The sequence below is a fragment of the Mesorhizobium sp. P2_A12 genome, from assembly GCF_056405075.1.
Genome location: NZ_JBFUCU010000001.1, coordinates 947,571 through 969,386, shown reverse-complemented (window position 1 = coordinate 969,386; position 21,816 = coordinate 947,571). Strand labels below are relative to the sequence as shown.

General features: G+C 63.2%; 22 protein-coding genes. 1 reads left to right on the top strand and 21 read right to left on the bottom strand.

The window, feature by feature from the left end:
- Positions 1-49: 49 nt before the first annotated feature.
- From rpsO to rimP, 8 genes are all read right to left on the bottom strand, one after another.
- A complete protein-coding gene (gene rpsO / locus AC1DZU_RS04595; RefSeq protein WP_269470859.1) occupies positions 50-361 on the bottom strand; it encodes a 30S ribosomal protein S15 in 312 nt (103 codons plus the stop codon).
- A 140-nt stretch (positions 362-501) separates the two neighbouring features.
- The gene (gene corA, locus AC1DZU_RS04590) at positions 502-1,596 is read right to left on the bottom strand and encodes a magnesium/cobalt transporter CorA (RefSeq protein ID WP_477282106.1); all 1,095 of its coding nucleotides are present in this window, start codon (positions 1,594-1,596) and stop codon (positions 502-504) included.
- A gap of 98 nt (positions 1,597-1,694) precedes the next feature.
- A complete protein-coding gene (gene truB / locus AC1DZU_RS04585) occupies positions 1,695-2,690 on the bottom strand; it encodes a tRNA pseudouridine(55) synthase TruB (RefSeq protein ID WP_477282104.1) in 996 nt (331 codons plus the stop codon).
- Complete coding sequence (gene rbfA / locus AC1DZU_RS04580) at positions 2,690-3,115, bottom strand: 30S ribosome-binding factor RbfA (protein WP_477282102.1); 426 nt, start codon at positions 3,113-3,115, stop codon at positions 2,690-2,692. Before rbfA ends, truB begins: the two co-directional genes overlap by 1 nt.
- A gap of 139 nt (positions 3,116-3,254) precedes the next feature.
- Complete coding sequence (infB, locus tag AC1DZU_RS04575; protein ID WP_477282100.1) at positions 3,255-5,822, bottom strand: translation initiation factor IF-2; 2,568 nt, start codon at positions 5,820-5,822, stop codon at positions 3,255-3,257.
- Positions 5,819-6,469: an RNA-binding protein gene (locus AC1DZU_RS04570; RefSeq protein WP_477282098.1), complete on the bottom strand. Its 651-nt coding sequence runs from the start codon at positions 6,467-6,469 to the stop codon at positions 5,819-5,821. Before AC1DZU_RS04570 ends, infB begins: the two co-directional genes overlap by 4 nt.
- Positions 6,470-6,507: 38 nt before the next feature.
- Positions 6,508-8,103 (bottom strand): transcription termination factor NusA, encoded by a 1,596-nt coding sequence (gene nusA, locus AC1DZU_RS04565; protein ID WP_184877555.1) that lies wholly within the window; start codon positions 8,101-8,103, stop codon positions 6,508-6,510.
- Between the two features lie 49 nt (positions 8,104-8,152).
- Complete coding sequence (gene rimP, locus AC1DZU_RS04560; RefSeq protein ID WP_477282096.1) at positions 8,153-8,800, bottom strand: ribosome maturation factor RimP; 648 nt, start codon at positions 8,798-8,800, stop codon at positions 8,153-8,155.
- 289 nt (positions 8,801-9,089) lie between these two features.
- Here rimP and AC1DZU_RS04555 point away from each other — a divergent pair, with 289 nt between their 5' ends.
- On the top strand, positions 9,090-9,254 hold the full coding sequence (locus tag AC1DZU_RS04555) for a hypothetical protein (RefSeq protein ID WP_095084276.1): 165 nt from the start codon (positions 9,090-9,092) through the stop codon (positions 9,252-9,254).
- 66 nt (positions 9,255-9,320) lie between these two features.
- On the opposite strand, the gene trmB is transcribed toward AC1DZU_RS04555, so the two are convergent.
- The 13 genes from trmB to AC1DZU_RS04490 all read right to left on the bottom strand — a co-directional run bounded on the left by trmB (position 9,321) and on the right by AC1DZU_RS04490 (position 21,814).
- Positions 9,321-10,022: a tRNA (guanine(46)-N(7))-methyltransferase TrmB gene (gene trmB / locus AC1DZU_RS04550; RefSeq protein WP_477282094.1), complete on the bottom strand. Its 702-nt coding sequence runs from the start codon at positions 10,020-10,022 to the stop codon at positions 9,321-9,323.
- A 23-nt stretch (positions 10,023-10,045) separates the two neighbouring features.
- Positions 10,046-11,311 carry a methionine adenosyltransferase gene (metK, locus tag AC1DZU_RS04545; RefSeq protein ID WP_477282092.1) on the bottom strand — a complete coding sequence of 422 codons (1,266 nt, stop codon included), beginning with the start codon at positions 11,309-11,311 and terminating at the stop codon, positions 10,046-10,048.
- 170 nt (positions 11,312-11,481) lie between these two features.
- Positions 11,482-11,901, bottom strand: coding sequence for a helix-turn-helix domain-containing protein (locus AC1DZU_RS04540; RefSeq protein ID WP_477282090.1), 420 nt, complete (start codon positions 11,899-11,901; stop codon positions 11,482-11,484).
- 140 nt (positions 11,902-12,041) lie between these two features.
- Positions 12,042-13,634, bottom strand: coding sequence for an apolipoprotein N-acyltransferase (lnt, locus tag AC1DZU_RS04535; RefSeq protein ID WP_477282088.1), 1,593 nt, complete (start codon positions 13,632-13,634; stop codon positions 12,042-12,044).
- Between the two features lie 103 nt (positions 13,635-13,737).
- Positions 13,738-14,208 carry a VOC family protein gene (locus AC1DZU_RS04530; protein WP_477282086.1) on the bottom strand — a complete coding sequence of 157 codons (471 nt, stop codon included), beginning with the start codon at positions 14,206-14,208 and terminating at the stop codon, positions 13,738-13,740.
- Positions 14,209-14,336: 128 nt separating this feature from the next.
- Positions 14,337-15,410, bottom strand: a complete 1,074-nt coding sequence (locus AC1DZU_RS04525) for a hemolysin family protein (RefSeq protein ID WP_095082435.1) — start codon at positions 15,408-15,410, stop codon at positions 14,337-14,339.
- 28 nt (positions 15,411-15,438) lie between these two features.
- Complete coding sequence (gene ybeY, locus AC1DZU_RS04520) at positions 15,439-15,945, bottom strand: rRNA maturation RNase YbeY (protein WP_477282084.1); 507 nt, start codon at positions 15,943-15,945, stop codon at positions 15,439-15,441.
- An 18-nt stretch (positions 15,946-15,963) separates the two neighbouring features.
- The gene (locus AC1DZU_RS04515; protein WP_023758127.1) at positions 15,964-16,956 is read right to left on the bottom strand and encodes a PhoH family protein; all 993 of its coding nucleotides are present in this window, start codon (positions 16,954-16,956) and stop codon (positions 15,964-15,966) included.
- An 83-nt stretch (positions 16,957-17,039) separates the two neighbouring features.
- Positions 17,040-18,449: a tRNA (N6-isopentenyl adenosine(37)-C2)-methylthiotransferase MiaB gene (gene miaB / locus AC1DZU_RS04510; RefSeq protein WP_477282082.1), complete on the bottom strand. Its 1,410-nt coding sequence runs from the start codon at positions 18,447-18,449 to the stop codon at positions 17,040-17,042.
- 86 nt (positions 18,450-18,535) lie between these two features.
- The gene (gene olsA, locus AC1DZU_RS04505) at positions 18,536-19,336 is read right to left on the bottom strand and encodes a lyso-ornithine lipid O-acyltransferase (RefSeq protein ID WP_477282080.1); all 801 of its coding nucleotides are present in this window, start codon (positions 19,334-19,336) and stop codon (positions 18,536-18,538) included.
- Between the two features lie 87 nt (positions 19,337-19,423).
- On the bottom strand, positions 19,424-19,918 hold the full coding sequence (gene rimI, locus AC1DZU_RS04500; RefSeq protein WP_095082444.1) for a ribosomal protein S18-alanine N-acetyltransferase: 495 nt from the start codon (positions 19,916-19,918) through the stop codon (positions 19,424-19,426).
- Between the two features lies 1 nt (position 19,919).
- Positions 19,920-20,597 (bottom strand): tRNA (adenosine(37)-N6)-threonylcarbamoyltransferase complex dimerization subunit type 1 TsaB, encoded by a 678-nt coding sequence (gene tsaB / locus AC1DZU_RS04495; protein WP_477282077.1) that lies wholly within the window; start codon positions 20,595-20,597, stop codon positions 19,920-19,922.
- A gap of 110 nt (positions 20,598-20,707) precedes the next feature.
- The gene (locus AC1DZU_RS04490) at positions 20,708-21,814 is read right to left on the bottom strand and encodes a DUF1513 domain-containing protein (protein WP_477282075.1); all 1,107 of its coding nucleotides are present in this window, start codon (positions 21,812-21,814) and stop codon (positions 20,708-20,710) included.
- Positions 21,815-21,816 lie beyond the last annotated feature (2 nt).

Below are 21,816 nucleotides of genomic sequence, written 5' to 3'. Positions count from 1 at the left end.
AGAATGCGCGACCGGCGGGCCCTCCGAAGAAAGCCCGCCGGTCAATTCGTCAACGGCGCAGACCGAGCTTCTCGATCAACGTCTGGTAGCGCGCGTCGTCCTTGCGCTTGAGATAATCAAGCAGGCTGCGGCGCTGGGAGACGAGGGCGAGCAGACCACGGCGGGAATGGTTATCCTTCTTGTGGTCCTTGAAATGGTCGGTCAGGTTCTTGATGCGCTCGGAAAGGATGGCCACCTGGACTTCCGGAGACCCGGTATCGCCCTTGGCGGTTGCGAATTCACCCATCAATTCCTGTTTGCGCTCGGCAGTAATCGACATCGTGTTTTTCCTTATCTGTTTGAGGAAACGGGTCGCCCTCAGCCGGGATGTCGTCCAGCAGGGGCCGGTGCAAGCAAAGCGTCATAGCGCTATGCTGCGGCGCGTATAGTGCAATTCCCGGGAAAACACCAGCCCAATTCACAAGCCGGCTTCTCAGCCCAAAATGACAGGTTTTATCCTTTTCAAAGCCATTTCTTCCATTTGAAGAAGGCGATCAGCCCAAACGCGACAAGCGCCATGAACAGCAACGATGCCGGATAGCCATAATAGGCTTTCAGCTCCGGCATGTTCCAGGGCGAAGACTCCGGATCGAAATTCATGCCCCAGATGCCGACCAGGAAGGTGAGCGGCATGAAGATGACCGAGACGATGGTGAGGTAGCTGATGACGTCGTTGGTGCGCGCCTGACTGAGCGACAGATGCATCTCGATCAGGCCGGTCAGCATGTCGCGCTGGGTTTCGACCAGTTCGATCAGCCTGAGCGAATGGTCGAGCGTGTCGTTGAGGAAGATCTTGGTCTCGGCCTTCACATAGGGCACATCGTTGCGGATCAGCGTTGCCAGCGCATCGCGCATCGGCCACAGCACCCCCTTCAGCACATTGGCGTCGCGCCGCAATTCATGCAACTGCCGCATCTGATGCTTTTGCGTCGTGTGCAGCATCTGGTCCTCGATGCCGTCGACCATGTCGCCGGCGGCCTCGATCGGCGGGAAATAACTGTCGACGATGGCGTCGATCAGTGCATAGGCGAGATAATCGGCGCCGCGTGCGCGCAGCCGGTTGGGCGCCGAGCTCTCGATGCGCTTGCGCACGGGATTGAACGGATCGCCTTCACGCTCCTGGAAGGTGACGACGAAGTTGTTGCCGAAGAAGACGGCGATCTGCTCGTAGCGGTGCGACGTGACATCGTCGATCATCCTGACGACGACGAAGGCATGATCCTCGAAGAAGTCGACCTTCGGCCGCTGGCCGGTGTTGACGACGTCCTCCAGCGCCAGCGGATGCAGGCTGAAAATGCGGCCGATCTCCTCGATCAGCGGAATGTTGGCGAGGCCGGTGCAGTCAAGCCAGATGACCGGCCATTTGTCGCAATGGGTGTTCAGGTCGTCGATGCTGGCATTTTCGATGGTCTTGAATTTCTGCGGCGAGATGAGGGTCAGCCGCAGTTCCGAGCGCCGCGCCGCCGGATCGGCGATCAGCGTGCCAGGCGACGCCCCGACCGGCGGCCGCCGCGTCTTCACCGGCGCCCGCTTTTTCACCGCCTCGGCCTTTTCCATATGCCCCTCGAGCGTAAAGTCGACCTGAAGTTAAAACCTCGTTTTGTCGCAATTCCGGACGGAAACCGCTCTCGCCTTTCCTGGAATTGCCTTGGCCGTCAGCCGGCAAAGACCCGCTTGGGCTTGAACATGCCTTGCTCGATGGCACCGATGGCGACCAGCTTGCCGCGCGCCGTGGCGCAGGCTTCTTCGGCTTCCACCGGTGCGTCGCGGCCGCGGATGATGACCGGATTGCCGAGGCGGATTTTCGTCGCCGCGTCGTCGCTGATGGCGACCTGCGGTAGGCAGTCGAGGGCAGCGGATGTATCCACCAGAAGTGCGTCGATGGCGTCGAAGTCGATCGGCGCTTCCACCGCGCCAGCGGCTTCAACCGTGTCAGCGGCATCTGTCGCCTCCGGGTCGTCTTCACCCGGCACGCCGAAACGGGCGGCCTCCAGGTCGGCGATGGTGACGAAGTCCTCCGGCGTGAACGGCTCGACCTCGACCCGGCGCAGTTCGGAAATATGGCCGAAACAGCCGAGATCGCGGCCCATGTCGCGGGCTAGCGAGCGCACGTAGGTGCCCTTGCCGCATTCGACTTCAAAAACAGTATGGTCGGCATCGTGCTCGACAATATCGAGTCGGCCGATCTCGACCTCTCGTGCGGGTATGTCGACCGTCGCGCCGTCACGGGCCAGATCATAGGCGCGCTCGCCCGATATCTTGATGGCCGAGAATTGCGGCGGCGTCTGCATGATGACGCCGGTGTATTTCGGCAGCAGCGCCAGCACCTCGGCTTCCGCTGGACGCAGGTCCGAACTCTTCGTCACAGGACCTTCGAGGTCATCGGTCGAACGCTCCTGCCCCCAGGCAACGGTGAAGCGATAGATCTTGGCGCCGTCCTGGACGTAAGGCACGGTCTTGGTGGCTTCGCCAAGCGCGATCGGCAGCATGCCGGACGCCAGCGGATCGAGCGTGCCGGCGTGGCCGGCCTTCTCCGCCTGAAACAGCCATTTGATCTTGGAGACGGCTTCGGTCGAACCCATGCCGACCGGCTTGTCCAGGACCAGCCAGCCCGAGATCGGCCGGCCCTTCTTCTTGCCGCGACGCGCCACTATTCAGAGTCCTTGTTGTCTTCTTTGTCCTGGCCTTCGGAACCGAGATCGCGCGCCACTTCGGGCGACTTCAAGAGATCGTTGATCCTGGCGAAATTGTCGAAGGAAGTGTCCAGCTTGAAGCGAAGCTCCGGCATGAACTTCATCTGCCGCAGCGCGCCGGAGACACGGCCACGCACGAACTTCGCATGCTTGTTCAGCGCCTCGACCACCGCATCGGTATCCTTGGCGCCGAGCGGCGAGACGAAAGCGGTGGCAACCTTCAGGTCGGGCGACATGCGCACTTCCGAGACCGAAACCACGGTGTTCTCGATCAGCGGATCGATGATCTCGCCGCGCTGCAAGGTTTCGGACAAGGCATGGCGCACCTGTTCGGCGACGCGCAGCATGCGCTGGGATGGGCTGGATGTGGTTGGACGGGGCATTTTTCTCGATCCTGAAAGCGTGAGGCGCGGGATGGAACCGTGCCGCATGTCTCATATGGCATTCTCAATAGGACCTGCTCAATAGACTTGGGGGCGGCGGTCTTTCGACCACCGCCCGGTGTCGACAAGTCACTCGAACTCAGAGCGTACGGGTCACCATCTCGACGCGGAAGCACTCGATGATGTCGCCGACGCGCATGTCCTCGTAGTTCTGGAAGGCCATGCCGCACTCCTGGCCGCCGGGAACTTCCGCAACCTCGTCCTTGAAGCGCTTCAGGGTCTTCAGCGTGCCTTCGTGGATGACGACGTTGTCGCGGATCAGACGCACGCCCGCACCACGCTCGACCTTGCCTTCGGTGACACGGCAGCCGGCGATCTTGCCGACCTTGGTGATGTCGAAGATTTCGAGGATCTGCGCATTGCCGATGAAGGTCTCGCGACGCTCCGGCGACAGCAGGCCCGACAGAGCCGCCTTCACGTCATCCACAAGGTTGTAGATGATCGAATAGTAGCGGATCTCGATGCCCGCGGCAGCGGCAGCGGCACGTGCCTGCACGTTGGCACGAACGTTGAAGCCGATGATCGCCGCACCCGAAGTCTCCGCCAGCGACACGTCGCTCTCGGTGATGGCACCGGCGCCGGCATGGACGATGCGCGCACGCACTTCGTCGGTGCCGAGCTTGTCGAGCGCCGCGTTGATCGCCTCGATCGAACCCTGCACGTCGCCCTTGATGACCAGCGGGAATTCCTTCAGCCCGCTCGTCTGCAACTGCGACATCATCTGCTCGAGCGAACCGCGCTGACCGGCATGCTTGGCAACCGCCTTCTCGCGCGCCAGACGCTGGCGATATTCGGTGATCTCGCGGGCACGGGCTTCGTTGTTGACCACGGCGAAGCGGTCGCCGGCCTGCGGGGTTCCCTGCAGGCCAAGCACTTCGACCGGCATCGCCGGCGGTGCTTCCTTGATTTGCCCGCCACGATCGTTGACCAGCGCGCGCACCCGGCCCCATTCGTTGCCGGCGACAAGGATGTCACCCGGCATCAGCGTTCCGGTCTGCACCAGCACGGTGGCGACGGGACCACGACCCTTGTCGAGTTGGGCCTCGATGACGACACCCTCGGCGGTACGGTCCGGATTGGCCTTGAGGTCGAGGATTTCGGCCTGCAGCAGGATCGCCTCGAGCAGCTTGTCGAGATTGGTGCCCTTGGTCGCCGACACTTCGACGTCCAGCACTTCACCGCCCATGGATTCGACGAAGACCTCGTGGCGCAGCAGTTCGGAGCGCACCTTCTGCGGATCGGCATCATGCTTGTCGATCTTGTTGATCGCCACGATGATCGGAACGCCGGCCGCCTTGGCGTGGCTGATCGATTCGATCGTCTGCGGCATGACGCTGTCGTCGGCCGCAACCACCAGGATGGCGATGTCGGTCGCCTGGGCGCCACGAGCACGCATCGCCGTGAAGGCAGCGTGGCCGGGCGTGTCGATGAAGGTGATCTTGTGACCGTTCTTCTCGACCTGGTAGGCGCCGATATGCTGGGTGATGCCACCGGCTTCACCGGAGACGACATTGGCATTGCGGATGGCGTCGAGCAGCGAGGTCTTGCCGTGATCGACATGGCCCATGATCGTCACGACGGGCGGACGCGTCACCAGGTCCTCGGCATTGTCGGCGATGTTGAACAGGCCTTCCTCGATGTCGGACTCGGCGACGCGGCGGACCGTGTGGCCGAATTCGGTGGCAACCAGTTCCGCCGTATCGGCGTCGATGACGTCGCCCGGCTTCAGGATCTGGCCCTGCTTCATGAAGAACTTGACCAGGTCGACCGCACGCTCGGACATGCGCTGCGCAAGTTCCTGGATGGTGATGGTCTCTGGCAAGATCACTTCGCGCATGACTTTCTCGCGCGGCTCATTGTGCATCGCGCGCTTGAATTTTTCCTGGCGGCGGCGCATCGACGACAGCGAACGGGCCCGCGCGTCCTCATCGGACAATGCGGAATTCAGCGTCAGCTTGCCACGGCGGCGATCTTCCTCGGCCTTGGTCGGCTTGGCCGGACGCGCCACTTCAGGCGTGACCGGACGGCGCACTGGCGCGCCAGCGCCAATCCGCTTCGGCTTGACCTCTTCCTCGTCGTCGACCGTTGCCAGTTCCGCGGCCAGCGGCGCGCGGCGGCGTGCCTCTTCCTCGGCGCGACGGCGGGACTCGGCCTCGGTCTGCAACCGCGCCTCTTCCTCAGCCTGGCGGCGCGCGGATTCCTCGCGTTCGCGGCGACGGCGCTCTTCGTCCTCGGCGCGGCGCTTGGCGTCCTCGGCAGCGCGCTGACGGTCCTCGACCTCGCGCACCTTCGAGCCTTCGAGCGCCCTACGGCGCGCTTCCATTTCACTGCGCGACAGTTCGTTCAGCACCATGCCGCTGCGCTCGACCGGAGGCGGCGGCGGTGGCGGCGCCTTCGGCGCTTCCTGGACGACGGGCGCGGCCACAACCGCCGGCTTCGGTGTGAAGACGGGTGCGGCAACCGGCTCCGGCTTGTCGCCGGGCATCGAGAACTTGCGCTTCTTGGTTTCGACGACGACCTGCTTGGTGCGGCCGTGCGAGAAGTTCTGGCGCACAGTGCCCTGTTCCATACCGGGGCGCTTTAGCGTCAAGGTCTTCTTCGGCGTCACACTCAGCGTATTGTCGTCACCCGATTTCGTATCGCTCATTCCATATCCTCTGCGGCATCATCTTCGTCAGCAACAGCCGCAAGCATTGCCAGATCGTCCGGGGAACCGCCCCGATACCGGTCGAGCGCAACCATGCGCTTCTGGACCGCCCTACCCGCGTCTCCCGCGAGAACGGCAGCATGTATCACATTTGTACCCCCCAATGCCAAGCTCAACTCGGCCTCGGAGAAAAGTTTGTAGGCAAGGATAGCGGGCCCGCCGAGATGGACTGTCGCCCGTCGCGCCTGGCTGATCTTGCGCACGCCGTCGTCGGACGCCTCGGTCGCATGGAGCACGAAAAGCGCCAAGCCGCCGCGCACCGCGCTCTCGACCTTTGTGGCTCCAAGAGAAATCGCGCCTGCCTTGCGAGCAAGCCCAAGCATGCCCAGAGCGGATCTGGAAAGCAGCCCGTCGACCATGCCGCCAAGATCGGGCGGCACGACCACCTGCGCCTTGAAGGCGCGGGCAAAAAGGTTCTTCGCCGCCGCCTTGTCGATATGTAGGCGGTCGGCGGTCACCCAGCAACCACGGCCGGGCAGATTTCTCTTGATGTCGGGAACGACGGCCGAATCCGGGCCGACGACGAACCGGATCAATTCATCCGGTTCGGCCTGCCTGCGGGTGACGATGCAGGTGCGATCGTTCATCTCGTCCAAGGGCGGGTTCGGTGCGATGCGGTTTCACCTCACGCACCAACGGCTTCGTCAGCCGTTTCTTCTTCGGCTGCAAGCTCGTCTTCGGTGATCCAGCCAGCCTTGAGGCGGGCGGCCAGAACCATCTGTTCGGCATCGGCGCGTGTCACGCCATGACTGGCCAGCACGCCCGGATACACCTTCGTTTCGCCGTCCTTGCGTTCCTTCCAGCCAGTCAGGTCGTCGGCGGCATAGCCGGCGAAATCCTCGATCGTCTTCACGCCGTCCTCGCCGAGCGTCACCATCATGGCGGTGGTGATGCCGGGGATTTCGCGCAATTCGTCGGAGACGCCGAGAGCCTTGCGCTTGTCGTCGTGCTCGGCTTCGATCTTCTCCAGGTACTCGCGGGCGCGGGTCTGGATTTCCGAAGCGGTGTCTTCGTCGAAGCCGTCGATCGAGGCGATCTCGCCGGAATCGACATAGGCGACTTCCTCGACGCTGGTGAAGCCTTCCGAGGCCAGCACCTGGCCGACCATCTCGTCGACGTCGAGGGCCTCCATGAACAGCGACGAACGCTCGACGAATTCCTTCTGGCGACGCTCGGATTCTTCGGCCTCGGTCAGGATGTCGATGTCCCAGCCGGTCAGCTGCGAAGCGAGCCGCACATTCTGGCCGCGGCGGCCGATGGCCAACGACAGCTGGTCGTCAGGAACCACGACTTCGATGCGTTCGGCATCCTCGTCGAGCACGACCTTGGCGACTTCCGCCGGCTGCAGCGCGTTAACGATGAAGGACGCAGCCGAAGGCGACCACGGAATGATGTCGATCTTCTCGCCCTGCAATTCGCCGACGACGGCCTGGACGCGGCTGCCGCGCATACCGACGCAGGCGCCGACCGGATCGATCGAGGAATCACGCGAGATGACGGCGATCTTGGCGCGAGAACCAGGGTCGCGGGCGACCGACTTGATCTCGATGATGCCGTCATAGATTTCCGGCACTTCCATGGTGAAGAGCTTGGCCATGAACTGCGGATGGGTGCGCGACAGGAAGATCTGCGGGCCGCGCTGCTCGCGGCGAACGTCGTAGACATAGGCGCGGACGCGGTCGCCATATTTGTAGTTTTCGCGCGGGATCAGTTCGTCGCGACGGATGATCGCCTCGCCACGACCGAGATCGACGATGACGTTGCCATATTCGACACGCTTGACGGTGCCGTTGACGATCTCGCCGATGCGGTCCTTGTATTCGTCATACTGGCGGTCGCGCTCGGCCTCACGCACCTTCTGCACGATGACCTGCTTGGCCGACTGGGCGGCGATGCGGCCGAAATCCATCGGCGGCAGCTGTTCGGCGATGAAGTCGCCGAGCTGGGCGTCGGGATTGCGCTCGCGCGCCGAGGAAATGGCGATCTGGGTGGCGTAGTCGTCGACCTTCTCGACCACTTCCATCAGCCGCTGCAGCTTCATCTCGCCGGTGTTCGGGTTGATGTCGGCGCGGATGTTGGTCTCCTGGCCGTAACGCGAACGCGCCGCCTTCTGGATCGCATCGGCCATGGCGGCGATGACGATCGACTTGTCGATCGACTTTTCACGCGCGACCGCATCGGCGATCTGCAGCAGTTCAAGCCTGTTGGCGCTTACAACCATCGTTTTTCTCCCGAGCCTGTTTGCCGGACCTTTGCGCCCGGCAGCTCAATCATAGTTCCTGTTCGGTTTCGTTTTCCGCGCCGGCTTCCGCACCCTCTGGTGCATCGTCGTCCGGTTCGCCGCGGCGTTTCTTGGCTTCCTTGCGCGCCCTGTTGTCTTTCGACAGGGCATCGCGAATGAGATCGTCGGTCAGGATCAGGCGCGTTTCGGAAATCGCGTCATAGGGGACCCGCACCGTCGGCTCCTCGCCATAGGCGGCCTTTTCGCGCTCGATCAGCACATCGTTGTCACCGGCCTCGACGATCTTGCCCTTGAACCGCTTGCGGTCGGCGACGATGATCGACGTCTCCATCTTGACCAGGTGGCCGGTCCAGGTCGCGAAATCCGATTTGCGGACCAGCGGCCGATCGATGCCGGGCGACGAGACTTCGAGGTGATAGGCCTTTTCGATCGGATCATCGACGTCGAGGGCCGGCGACACCGCGCGGCTGACCTCTTCGCAATCCTCGACGGTCATGGTGCCGTCCTCGCGTTCGGCCATGATCTGCAGCGTCAGGCCGTTCTGGCCCGACAGATGCACCCGCACGAGGCGGAAGCCGATGCCGCGCAGAACCGGCTGGACGATCAGCGCGATGCGCGCATCGATGCCGCTTTCGCGGATGATGCGGTCGTCGCCTTCGCTTGCCGTTGCAGTCATTCGATCCCTGTCGTTCTACCCGAAGCTACCGGCAGGTAATAAAAAAGAGCGGGACCGGGTGGACCCACTCTTCGTCATACCGACCAAGAATTTGAGGCTGATATAACCGATCATGGCCGCTGTTTCAAGCCCGCCGTACCCGCGCGGACAAAAGCCGTGGCAACGCCAGTGTTGCGCCAGACGCATGGCCTCCATGCGGTGGTGCCCCTGTGAGCCACAACGCTGCATCACCATTTGTGTTGCATCGCACAAAGATGACGACACGTCACAGCAGCGAAAGGATACGACCATGACCAACCGTAAGATTCTATCCGCCATAGGCGATCTCTTCACGACATTTGGCAGCGCAGTCGCTGCCTCGCGTTCCGTGGAAGCCGGCCGCAGGCCGCGCGCGGACGACCTGCGCAAGCTCGGCATGGATCCGGCTGTCTTCAACAGGATCGGCCGTTTCTAAGGGTTTGGCGGGCTGATGACGCGCGCCCTGCCGCCGGCGAACGCCGGAGCCGTGCGATCGGCCCGCTTACGTCCTGACGAAGGTAAGATAGGCGGGCCGCCGGCCCTCACGAACAGCCTTCGCCTCGTAACGGGTACCCGGCCAGCCATCGTAGGGCCGATGCCAATCCGCCGCCTCCGAAGCCTGCCACGCGAATGCACCATGCGCCCGACAGTGCAGCAAGGTCCAGTTCACATAGGTGTCGATATCGGAGGCAAAGCGGAATTTTGAACCCGGCTTCAGCACGCGCGCGAAACGGTCGAGATTGATCGGGCTGACGAAACGGCGCTTCCAGTGCTTCTTCTTCGGCCACGGATCCGGATAGAGAAGGTCGATGCCGGCGAGTGACGCTTGCGGCAGCCAGTCGAGCAGCCGGGTGGCGTCGTCGTCATAGACCTTGAGATTGGCAAGCGGCTTTTCCCTCACCGCCATCATCATCTTGGCCATGCCGTTGACGAATGGCTCGACGCCGACAAAGCCAATCGATGGCGCCTCGGTGGCGCGATGCAGGAGATGTTCGCCGCCGCCGAAGCCGATTTCGAGACGAACCGCCGAAACATCTGCTTCAAACAGGGTGCTGAGATCTGCCGGCGGTTCAGCCGTCAGATCGAGCCGATATGTGCCAAAGCCGCTTTCCAGTGCAGCCGCCTGCTGCGGCCGCATGGTCTTGCCGCGCCGGCGACCGAAGAAGGCTTCGGTCGCGCGGCTTGGTCTGTCCTTCGGGTCCATGGCAGGACTTTGCGGCGCCGCTGTCAGGCGGCGACCGCGTCCTTGAGCGCCTTGGCGAGATCGGTCTTTTCCCAGGAGAAGGACCCATCGCGGCCGGCCTTGCGGCCGAAATGGCCGTAGGACGACGTCTTGGCGTAGATCGGCTTGTTGAGATCGAGATGGCGGCGGATGCCTGACGGCGACAGATCCATCACCGTGCGCAGCGCCTCTTCGAGCTTGGCCTCGTCGACCTTGCCGGTGCCGTGCAGGTCGACATAGACAGACAGCGGCTGGGCGACGCCGATGGCGTAGGAAAGCTGAATGGTGCAGCGGTCGGCGAGTTTCGCCGCCACGACGTTCTTGGCGAGGTAGCGCGCTGCATAGGCGGCGGAACGATCGACCTTGGTGGTGTCCTTGCCCGAAAAGGCGCCGCCGCCATGCGGTGCGGCACCGCCATAGGTGTCGACGATGATCTTGCGGCCAGTCAGCCCGGCGTCGCCATCCGGCCCGCCAATGACGAATTTGCCGGTCGGGTTGATGTACCACATGCAGTTGTCGGCGATCTTGAGCTCGCCCAGCGCCTCGCGAATATAGGGTTCGACGACCTTGCGGACCTTCTTCGAATCCCAGCTCGCATCGAGATGCTGTGTCGACAACACGATCTGCGTCGCCTCGGCGGCCTTGCCATCGACATAGCGGACAGTGACCTGGCTCTTGGCGTCAGGGCCGAGTTTGCCGGCCTCGCCGCTGCCTTCGTGGCGGGCGGCGGCCAGCAGTTCGAGGATCTTGTGGCTGTAGTAGATCGGCGCCGGCATCAGATCCGGTGTCTCGCGGCAGGCATAGCCGAACATGATGCCCTGATCGCCGGCACCTTCCTCGCCCTGACGGTCGGACGCGTTGTCGACGCCCTGGCCGATATCGGGCGACTGGCCGTGCAGCAGGACCTCGATCTTCGCGTTCTTCCAGTGGAAGCCGGCCTGCTCATAGCCGATTTCACGGATCGCCTTGCGGGCCACCGACTTGAACTTCGCCGGATTGACGACCGGATGGCCGCCGGCATCCTTGAGGATGTTGCCTTCCTTGTCCTTCTTCAGCAGCGTCTCGGGGACGCGCACCTCTCCGGCGATGACGACGCGGTTGGTGGTGGCCAGCGTCTCGCAGGCGACACGGACTTTCCATGGGTCCATGCCGGTCTTCTTGGCTTCGCGATAGACCAGATCGACGATCTCGTCGGAGATCCGGTCGCAGACTTTGTCGGGATGGCCCTCGGCAACGGATTCCGAGGTAAAGAAGTAGTTCTGCCGCGTCACGGGTGTCCCCTCTTGAAAAAACGATCGGCAGGCTGCCGACTTTGGCGCGCCACGTGTTAGCGGGGTGGAGCGCCGCTCGTCAAGCGGTGCTACCGTTCTGGCATGAATGTCGATGCAGTTATCTTGTGCCACCGGCGGCAGGCTGCCGCCGGTCCAAACGGGATTGCGGATCAGTCGAGATCATCAGTGGAGAGGGATTTGACCAGGTCGATGAGCCGACGGCGCACCTTGGCATCGGCAATCTTGACAAAGGCGCGGTTGAGCTGAAGGCCTTCGGGACTGCCGCAGAATTCGACGGCGAAAGCCATCGACGTGTCTTCGGCAAAGCCACGGCCGGGCGCGGCCTCCTGGCCGGGCGCATCCTCGAAAAAGAAGGCGACTGGCACGCCGAGAATCGACGCTATCGCCTGCAGGCGGCTGGCGCCGACGCGGTTGGTGCCCTTTTCATATTTCTGAATCTGTTGAAATGTGATGCCGAGATTCTCGCCCAGTTTCTCCTGGCTCATTCCGAGCATATTGCGGCGAAGCCGGATGCGACTGCCAACATGGATGTCGATCGGATTCGGTTTCTTCTTGTTGTCTTCTGTCATTTTTTCCTCGCCGAATTTTTTCGGCTTTCTCTATTTTTTCTTGCCCAAACGAAGCCGGCGGCAACTGCCCCAACAGAACGATCCACCGACTTCGAGAAAATTTCAGGCGCTTACAGTATGAGTTTCTAATGTGTGGGCTGTCAATTCACCCGTAGCCTTTGCCTTACGTTCAACAATGCGGCGGCGATGGCAAACATCAACATGATCAGCATTCCGTTAATGCGTCTTTGGCCGGCGGATATGACCGCCTGTCCGGAAATCGGCACGCGTGCATCGATGGCGCCACGCGCGTCGATGGCCAGGGCATCGACGACGCGCCCGCGCGTATCGACGACGGCCGAGATGCCGTTGTTGGCAGCACGCAACAATGGCAATCCATTCTCCACTGCACGGATCTGGGCCTGCCTGAAATGCTGATACGGACCCGGCGTGTCGCCGAACCACGCATCATTGGTAACGTTCACAATAAGCTGCGCTGACGTTGCGTCAACTGCCACCAGATCGGGAAAGATCACCTCATAACAGATAAATGGCAGCGCACGGACGCCGTCAGGCAAAGTGATGGCGTGCCGCTCGTTGCCGGCCGCAAATGTCATCGGCCCGGCAACCAGCTGCTCGATGCCGAAACGCTCGAGCAGATCGGCGAAAGGCAGATATTCGCCGAACGGCACCAGATGAACCTTGTCGACGGCGTCGGCGATTTCACCCTTGTCGTCGATCGCCACCACGGAGTTGTAGTAGCGGCTGTCGGCATTCGCGGCCGAGCCGCCTTCCTCGCGGACGACGCCGGCGATCAGCATCTGGCCGGGTCCGAGCATGTCGCCCAGCGCCGTCAATGCGTCCGGACGCTCGGTGAAGAGGAACGGTACCGAGGTCTCGGGCCACAGGATCAATTGCGGCTTTTCATGACCGGGGTCCGGCGCCTTGGCCGACAGGCCCATCAAAGTTGCGAAGATGCGGTCGCGCACCGACGCATCCCACTTTTCCGACAGATCCACGGCCGGCTGGACGATGCGGACATCCAGGCTGTGCGTCGCCGGCTTTTCGGGAGTGGCAAGCCTGACATAGCCGAAACCGATATGGGCGGCGACGAGGACGGCAAACAGTGCCGCGCCGAGGCGCAGATGCCGGCGCGCCACCAGCAGTGCCGGCAATGCGAAGACGAACACCGCGAGCGCGTTCATGCCGATCATGCCAGTCACCGAGACGCTCTGCATCAGCAAGGGCACGGGCATGGCCGCATAGCCGATCGCATTCCACGGAAAACCGGTGAACAGGAAGTCGCGCAGCCACTCCGCCAGCCCAAAACCGAAAGCAAGGGCGGCGATGCGGCCGATATCGCTGCTCCACAGCAGTCGAGCAACCATTGCCGCAAAGCCGTAGAAAAAGGCGAGTGCGAAGGGAATGCCGACCACCGCGAAGGGAAGCGCCCAGGCAAAACTGTCGGCCTCGACCAGCAGTGCCGAGCCGATCCACCAGAGGCCGGCAAGGAAATAGCCGAAGCCGAACCACCAGCCGACGGCGAAGGCAGGCCGCAGGCGACGAAACAGGCTGCCGGAGGCTTCGCCGGTGGCGCCATCGATCAGCCAGACCAGCAAGGGAAACGAGATGAAACAGGCAGCGAAGAAATCGTAAGGGGCCTGGCCAAGCACGGCAAACGCCCCGGCGAGAAACGCCACGAGCGCGCGCCGCCAACCCCAAAGCAGAATTATCCGGCCGGCCAGGCGCTCCATGCAAACTTCCGAGTCGCGCGAATCAGGAAGCAAGATTTAACAGGCCGCGGTCAGCACTCCAAACGCCGGATGGCTGGCTGCAATGCAAGCTGCGGCCACCGCTCTACCGGTGCCAGCCCTCGATGCGCACGCCGCCCAGCCGTTCGGCCTCTTCACGCGAAACAACGCGAATGGCCTGCGTGAAGGTCCAGACATGGCCTTCGGGATCGCGTGCCCGATACTGGCGTTCGCCGTAGAACTGGTCTGCAGGCTCCTGGATGATCTCCGCGCCGTTTGCCCTGGCGTGCTGACAATGGGCGTCCAGGCCGTCCTTCAGCCGCACATAGACGGATTGCGTGTTCTTGCCCGAAATGGAAGCGGGACTGGCGACGTAGTCGGTCCATTCGGAATCGACGATGATGTAGCCGTCGCCGAACCGCATCTCGGAGTGGACGAGCCTTCCATCGGCGGCGCTGACCACCATGCTGCGCTGGAACCCGAAGGCCGTTTCCAGCCAGTCCAGCGCGGCGCGAGGGTGCCTGTAGAACACCCCGGACCCCAAGGTGGAATGCTTGAAGGGGTCTTCGACCGTCATCCGCGAGCGCTTATATCCTTGTTTTGTCTCATGATGTTCGTCCGAGAAGTCTGCAACTTTTCGGCATCATGCTTTGGTGCTGTCGCATGATGTTCGTCCGAAAAGTCTGCGACTTTTCGGCATCACGCTTAAGCCTGCTCGGTGCGTGCGGCGCGCCGGCGGCGCTCGCCCTTCTGGCTCTGCACGATGCGCACGCGCTTGACGCGGCGCGGATCTGCATCAAGGACGTGGAATTCGAAGCCGGGGATGGCCTGCACCACCTCGCCGCGTGCCGGCACGCGGCCAAGCGTGTTGAAGATCATGCCGCCGATGGTATCGACATACTCACCATGTTCGCCAGCAGCGAAATCCTCGCCGATCATTTTGGCGACATCGTCGATCTCGGCCTTGCCGTCTACGATGAAGACGCCGTCGCCGCTCTGGGTAATCATCGGCTCATCGTCGTCATGCTCGTCCTCAATGTCGCCGACCACCATCTCGACGATGTCTTCCAGCGAGGCAAGGCCATCGGTACCGCCATATTCGTCGATGACCAGCGCCATCTGCGTGCGTGTCGTCTGCATGCGGCCCATCAGGTCGGAGGCAAGCATCGACGGCGGCACGAACAACACCTGGCGGATCAGGTTGAGGTCGCCAATGGTGCGCGCGAGGTCGACCTGCGTGAGGTCGAGAACCGTGGCTGCAGGGGTTTTTCTTGTCGAGCGGCCCTTCTTGACGCGCGCGATCTTGGTGATGTGGGCCAGCACGTCGCGAATATGGACCATGCCGCGCGGATCATCGAGCGTCTCGGAATAGACCGGCATGCGCGAATGGCCGGACTGCTCGAAGGTGCCCAGCAGATCGCCGAGCGTCGTCGTGATCTCGACCGCCTCGATATCGGCGCGCGGCACCATGACGTCCTCGACGCGCACTTCGCGCAAGCGCAGGATGTTGTTGAGCATGGCGCGTTCGCCGGGCGAGAAGGCGCCGGCGTCGCTCGCCGTTTCGGCAAGCGCCCCTGCGATTTCCTCACGCAGGCTGGTTCCGTTGCGCTGCCGGAACAGGCCCAGCACGCGGTCGAACAGGGAGGGACCGGCTGGCGATGTTTCGCTGGCAACGCTGCCGGTAACGGTACTCGGACTTGATCCCTCTTCCGACGTATCGGAAGCCTTGTTCGCACTGCCGGCGTCGGGGCGGGCGGCAGTCTCTGGTTTGTCGTTCATCGTCGTCCGGTCAATTGATCTTTTGTAGTTACGCGTAGGGATCGGGAATGGCAAGCCTTGCGAGCGCTGCGCGCTCGATGGCCTCCATCGCCTCGGCCTCGGCATCGGTCTCGTGATCGTAGCCCAGAAGGTGCAGCAGGCCGTGGATGACGAGATGAGTGATATGGTTCTCGACAGGCTTGTCTTCCAGTGCCGCTTCACGCGCGACCGTCTCGGCGGCGAGCACGATGTCACCCAGCATCGGCGGCAATGGAGCGCCTTGCACAAGCGGAAAAGCCGGGAAAGACAAGACGTTGGTCGGTTTGTCCTTGCCGCGCCAACCCGCGTTGAGGGTCCGGATATGGGCATCGTCGGAAAAAACGAGGCTGAGTTCGGAACGGCCCGCCACGCCGGTCTCGGCAAAAGCAGCCGCGACAGCGCGATCGACCAGCCGTGTCAGGCTTGCCTCATCGGGCCAATTGCCTGCTTCGACTGATATATCAATATCGACGGGGACCGGACCTGCCCCGTCGCCGGATATGTTGTCCTCAGGCATGAGGCCGCATCGTCAAAATCAATTCTCGGCGCCGAGGCCGCGCGCCAGTTTGGCATCCCGGTCATACGCCCGGACGATTTCCGCCACCAGCGGATGGCGGACGACGTCGCCATCGTTGAAGCGCACGGTTACCGCGCCGGCCACGCCATCCAGCACGCGCAAGGCTTCGACCAGGCCCGACTTGGTATTCGAGGGCAGGTCGATCTGCGTCGGATCGCCGGTGACGATCATGCGCGAATTCTCGCCGAGACGCGTCAGGAACATCTTCATCTGCATCGGCGTGGTGTTCTGCGCTTCGTCAAGGATGACGGCGGCATGGGCCAGCGTGCGGCCGCGCATGAAGGCGAGCGGCGCGATCTCGATCACTTCGGCGGCAATGGCGCGCTCGACCTTGTCGGCGGGCATCATGTCGTACAGCGCATCATAGAGAGGGCGCAGATAAGGGTCGACCTTCTCCTTCATGTCGCCCGGCAGGAAGCCCAGCCGTTCGCCGGCCTCTACGGCCGGCCGCGACAGAATGATGCGTTCGACCATGCCGCGCTCGAGCAGCATCGCCGCATGCGCCACCGCCAGATAGGTCTTGCCGGTGCCGGCCGGGCCGATGCCGAACACCAGTTCCGAGCGCTCCAGCGCCCGCATATAGGCATCCTGGTTGAGCGAGCGGGCATAGATCGTCTTCTTGCGGGTGGCGATCTGGGCGGCCGAGACCTTGCCCTTGCGCTCCAGCGTCGGCAAGGTCAGCTGATCGTCGGCGGCAATCGCCATGCGCACGGCGCCGTCGACGTCGGACTGGCCAATATCGACGCCCTTCTGGAGAATGCCGTAGAGATTATCCAGCGCCCGGCGAGCCTGCTCGGCGGCCGACGCCGAGCCCTTGATTGTCAACTGGTTGCCGCGCGAGCGGATGTCGACGCCGAGCTTCTGCTCGAGCCTGGCCAGGTTTTCGTCGAACTGACCGTAAAGGGCGCTGGCAAGCTTGTTGTTGTCGAAAGTCAGAACGATGTGCGCCATGTCAGAAGCCCCAGATGCCGGTGCCGGGGGCAGGCTCTTCACTTCTGCAGCGCTCAACCGTCTCTCCTCATCTGCCGAGACCCCTAGGCCAATTCGGCGAACAGGCTGTTGTAGCCCGTCTTCGTGATTCGCACCTGGATAATGTCACCGATTTCGCCGGCCTTTTCATCAACAATAACCGGCTGCAGCCAAGGTGAGCGGCCAACCTTCTGGCCCGCCTGGCGGCCGGGCTTCTCGATCAGCGTGTCGATGGTGCTGCCGACGAGGCTTGTGCCGAAATCTTGCTGCTGCTTCACAAGCAAGGCCTGCAGCCGCTGCAGGCGCTCGTCCTTGACCGTTTCCGGCACATGGTCGGCCATCTCGGCGCCCGGCGTGCCGGGACGCGGCGAATATTTGAACGAGAAAGCCGAGGCATAGTTCACCTGGCGCACCAGTTCCATGGTCGCCTCGAAATCCGCCTCGGTCTCGCCGGGGAAGCCGACGATGAAGTCGCCGGAAAGCGCGATGTCCGGTCGCGCGGCACGGATGCGGTCAAGCAGTGCCAGATAATCCTTCGCCGTGTGCCTGCGGTTCATCGCCTTGAGGATGCGGTCGGCCCCGGATTGTACCGGCAGATGCAGGTAGGGCATCAACGCCGGCAGATCACGGTGGGCTGATATCAGTTCATCGTCCATGTCGCGTGGGTGGCTGGTGGTGTAGCGCAGCCGCGCCAGCCCTGGGATTTCGGCCAGCCTGAACAGCAGGCGGCCAAGGCCCCATTCCTCGCCGTCTTCGCCCTGGCCATGCCAGGCATTGACGTTCTGGCCAAGCAGCGTCACCTCGCGCACGCCGGCTTCGGCCAGACGCTGCGCCTCGGCAACGATCTGCGCCACCGGCCGCGACACTTCGGAGCCCCTGGTGTAAGGCACGACGCAGAAGGTGCAGAACTTGTCGCAACCCTCCTGCACGGTGAGAAACGCGGTGACGCCGCGCTTGATGACCTCGGCGCGCTTGGGCTGCGGCAGGTGCTCGAACTTGTCCTCGATGGCGTAGTCGGTCTCGACGATCTTTTCGCCGCCACGCACCCGCGCCAGCACGTCGGGCAGCCGGTGATAGGTCTGCGGGCCGATGACCAGATCGACGGCCGGCGAACGGCGGATGATCTCGGCGCCTTCGGCCTGCGCCACGCAGCCGGCGACGCCGACCAGCATCTCGCGGCCGGCCAAAGCACGTTCGGCTTTCATATCGCGGATACGGCCGAGCTCGGAATAGACCTTTTCGGCCGCCTTCTCCCTGATATGACAGGTGTTGAGCAGCACCAGATCGGCCTCGCCGATGGCTTCGGTGGCCATATAGCCGTCGGCGGCCAGCGCATCGGCCATGCGCTGTGAATCATAGACGTTCATCTGGCAGCCATAGGTCTTGATGAAGACCTTCCTGGTCGCCGCCGCCGGCACGGCCATCGCTTCGGCCGCGGCGTCGATGTCGTCACTTTCTATCGTGTTCAAGTCCATCCGGCGGCTTCTAACGCCTTTCGATGACAAAAAACAGACGATTCTCCGCCACGGTCGTCATGCACTCTGGCGCACCCACCACCTGTCTACCGGCTCGGGTGTGGATCGGCGAGTGCCGCCTGCATCATCGCGCGCACCTGGCTTTCCATCAGCTTCGACGTTTCCTTGCGGTTCGAGCCCTTGGAAAAGGCGATCGGTTCGCCGAAATGTACCTCGACGTCGAGCGCCCCCTCCGCCAGCAACACCTTGAGATGCGGCATCAGGTCCTCATCGCCGATCCAGGCGGCAAGTGGCCGGTGCCGGCGGCCGAGCGGCACGCCGTGCAGGCGCGTGTAGGCGATCGCCACCGGCTGGATGAAGACCTGCTCGGCCGCGCCTTCCGAAATCGCCATCGAGGCGGCGCCGAACAGCGTGCTCTTGAAGGGCAGGACGATATTGCCGTCGCCGGTCGATCCCTCGGCGAACAGCACCATGGCGTCGCCCTTGGCCATGCGGCTGGCGATCTCGCTTGCCTGGTCGCCGGACGAACGCTTGCGCTCGCGCTCGATGAAAACGGTGCGCTGCAGCTTCGACAGCATGCCGATCAGCGGCCAGCCTTCCATATCGGCTCTGGCGATGAACTTCACATCGACCATCGAGCCGAGCACCATGATGTCGGTCCAGGAGACGTGGTTGGACGCGACCAGCAGTGGACGTTTGTCGGACAGCGCGCCCTTGACATGGATGCGCATGCCCAGCGCCCGGATGATCAGCCTGTGCCAGATTTTCAGGATGAAGGTTTCCGGCCACCAGCCGGTCTTCATCGACAGGATCTGCAACGGCACGAGGACCAGCGAACCGGCGGTGACGAGGCCCAGCGCCAGGAAAATCCTGATTTTTCCGATCATACAGTCCCGGCCCTGCCGTTACAGCGCGCCGCGCGTCCTTTTTGGAAGCGCTGGGGACACTATAACCCTTGGATTTGGCGCTTCTGGCTAGCGAAGATCGCGGCGCATGACAAGCGCCCCGGTCGGTCCGTGCTCGGACGACCTGTAGTAATTGGGGCGTTTGCCGACCTCGCGGAAGCCCAGCCGCCGGTAGAGGGCGATCGCCGCGACATTGGTCTCGTCGACCTCGAGGAACAGCGCTTCGGCGCGCTGCGCGTGCAGTTCGCGCAGCACCGCGTCCATCAATTGCCAGCCCAGCCCCTGCCGTCGGTGCGAGCGCGCCACCGCGACGGTCAGGATCTCGCCCTCACCGGCCGCCAGCCTGGCCAGCACGAAGCCGACCGGCGGCTTGGCACCCTGCCCGGTCTCGCGCGCGGCATAGCCGAAGACGGTGTCCTGTTCGAGCAAGGCGGCGAATTCGCCGTCGGTCCAGGGGCGGACAAAATCCTCGCGATGCAGCAGCGAGACCGCCGGGCTGTCGGTGATCCTCAGCGGCTCGAGCGCATAGTCCCGGCGGCGTGGTTGGAGAAAAGGTATGCGCATTTTATCTTTCTTGCCTTGATAAAATGAACCCAGCCTGCGGCTTGGCGTCCGCGCCACGCAAATAAAGCGGTTTCGGCCTTTCGCCCTCGCCCTTCCCGGCCGCCATGCGAGCGTAGGTGAGAATGTCGGCGGTGGCCGTCTCCGGGCCGATCTCGAAGGCGCGCCCTGCTGAGGCAGCGATTTGCGCAGCCGCGGTGCCGCAGAGCGCCGAAGCGCTTTCCGTCGCCATGGCCACGGCGTCAGCCAGTGTGGTCACAGCCGGACCGTAAGTCAAAACTGACATTTCATCGAAAAGGGCGGCGTGGAGTTCCTCGCGACCAGCGTCGAGCGCCGCAAGTACGGCACGGCCGGGAAATCTCGCTGCTGCCTCGGTGGCCAGCGCCTCGAGCGTCGTCACCCCGATCGCCGGGACCTTCAGCGCCAGCGCCAGACCGCGCGCGGTCGAGACGCCGACGCGCAGGCCGGTGAAAGAGCCGGGACCGACAGAGACGGCGATGGCGCCGAGACCGGCATAGTCGGTTGCGCCTGCCTTTAGCGCTTCAGCGATGGCGGCCATCAGGTGCTCGGCGTGGCCCTTGCCGAGATCGAGCACCGAGCGGCCAAGCTCCTGCTTCGCCTCGGTGTCATAGACGCAAGCGGCGCAGAGGTTGGCGGCACAGTCGATGGCAAGCAATTTCATGAAACGACCGGTTCGAGAAAACAGTTCCCTGTGCCCGCCACGGCCCGCCACCGCAAGGGGATAGTGCATAATTTGTTAAGCGGCTTCGTTTCGACCCGGCAGAAAAGTATTTATGCGGCCTGTTCGATACGCAGCATGTGGTTGTCCCAGACATAGTCTGGTTCGGAGCGTGTAGCACCGCTGCCCTCGATGATTTCGCCGGCGCCTGTGGTCGCCATGAAGCTGGTTCCGTCGGGCGCCACGCCGCAGACCTCGACCAGCGCGCTGTTCGAGATGACCCGGCCGCTCGCCGCGTCGATCACCACAAGCGAATTGCCTTCCGGCGAAGAGACGGCGACGGTGCCGGCAACCGGATTGGCGGCGACCGACCCGATGTAGTTGCGGAAACCGGACAGGACGTCCTGCGGCATGTCGAGCAGCTGCAACTCCTTGCCACGCGCGGCGCGGCCGATCAGCAGCGGTCGATCGGTGCCCGGCCCCCTGTACTGGCAGCCGAACCAGACGGTGCCGGACCGGTCGATGTCCATATGGCGGATCGACAGCTGGTGCAGTGCCGCCGGCAGCTCGTGCTTCTCGATGAGGTCTCCGGTGACGCGGTCGATCAGCACATAGGACGGCTTCATGGTGGCGATGTTGAGCTCGGCGCGGCCATAGTCCGGATGGGTCTCGATGCCGCCATTGGCAACAGCAATCGTCTTGCCGTCGCCCAGGAGCAGAAGCTCGTGCGGACCCATGCCGCAGGTCGGGAATTCGCCGATGCGGCTGAATTTCGCCCGCGCATCGTAGATGCCGACGACGCCGGCGGCATTGTCGAAATCATTCTCGGTTGCATAGAGCAAAGCGCCGTCGGGGGAGAACACGCCATGGCCGAAGAAGTGCCGGCCGGTGATGCTGGTGATGGTCAGCGGTCCCTCGCGGCCCGAATGATCGAAGACCACGGCGAAGGTGCCGGGCTGGCGGGCGAAGACCACGGAACGCTTCGACACCGGATCGAAGGTGACGTCGTGGCCGCGATCGGGCAGGTCGATCGCATGCAGGAGCTTGCCGCCCTCGGACAGAACAGCGGCGCCATAACTGCCGTCGCGCTTGACGAAGGCGGTGGCGAAGACGGCGTCCGCCGCAAGCGTCTTCGCCCAGGCCGACGGCGCCATCGCGGCGGCAAAACCAATGCCTGCGGCCCTGAGGAAATCGCGGCGGTCGATCAGCGGGGTACGCATGC